Genomic DNA, 917 nt, shown 5'->3' with positions numbered 1-917 from the left:
TTGAGTATTCGAGCCTGACGGGACCACTGGATATTGCCTCTGGGAGCCAGCGATATTGACGTTGGGGGCCACCGGTGGCGCTGGTGGGGGCCGGGGGCCGTCCACCAGCGCCGGGCTGGTCACTTCGTGGCGGTGTGTTCTCTCATGTTGTGGGTGCCGGTGTCGATCCAGATGGTGTTGTGGACGATGCGGTCCATGATGGCGTCGGCGTGGACTCCTCCGCCGAGGCGCTGGTGCCAGTCCTTCTTCGCGTATTGGGTGCAGAAGACGGTGGAGGTGGTGTCGTAGCGGCGCTCGAGGAGCTCCAGGAGCATGCTGCGCATGCTTTCGTCGGGTGGGTCGAGGAGCCATTCATCGATCACCAGCAGGGTGAAGGCCGAGTACTTGCGGAGGAACTTCATCTGCCCCTGCGGCTTGTCCCGGGCCAAGTGCCAAGCCTCGGCGAGGTCGGGCATTCGGATGTAGTGGGCCCGGATCCGGTGGAGGCAGGCTTGTTTCGCCAGGGCGCAGCCGAGGTAGGACTTCCCGGAGCCGGTGAAGCCTTGGAATACGACGTTGTGGGATCGTTCGATGAATGAACACGTCGCGAGCTGCGAGATGACACCCCGGTCGAGGCCGCGTTCTTCGACGAGGTCGATCCTGCGCAGGTCCGCTGTCGGGTAGCGCAGCCCAGCGCGGCGGATGAGGCCGTCGACTTTGGAGTGGGTGAAGGCTGAGTGTGCCTCGTCCACGATGATCCGGATCCGTTCTTCGAACCCGAGACCGAGCACGAGTTGCTCGTCCTGGGTCTGGATGGCCTCCAGCAGCGGGGTGGCTCCCATCTCGCGGAGTTTGCGTTTGGTCTCGACGTCCAAGCTGCTCATCGGCTGCTCCGCTCTGCGTAGTAGTCGGCGCCGCGGACGTAGCCGCCGGCATCG

At 64.4% G+C, this 917-nt stretch carries 1 protein-coding gene; it reads right to left on the bottom strand.

Going from position 1 to position 917, the window contains the following annotated elements; genetic code table 11:
• Window positions 1-119: 119 nt before the first annotated feature.
• Complete coding sequence (locus FOJ82_RS15930; protein WP_143939481.1) at window positions 120-863, bottom strand: ATP-binding protein; 744 nt, start codon at window positions 861-863, stop codon at window positions 120-122.
• Window positions 864-917 lie beyond the last annotated feature (54 nt).

Source organism: Tessaracoccus rhinocerotis, assembly GCF_007197885.1.
GTDB lineage: Bacteria > Actinomycetota > Actinomycetes > Propionibacteriales > Propionibacteriaceae > Arachnia > Arachnia rhinocerotis.
Note: the sequence above shows the minus strand (reverse complement) of the source record. Positions and strands in the feature narration are given on the sequence as shown.

What these genes read in the sequence shown, in the direction of transcription:
- FOJ82_RS15930 (WP_143939481.1), bottom strand. Translation starts at nt 863, where the DNA reads ATGAGCAGCTTGGACGTCGAGACCAAACGCAAACTCCGCGAGATGGGA.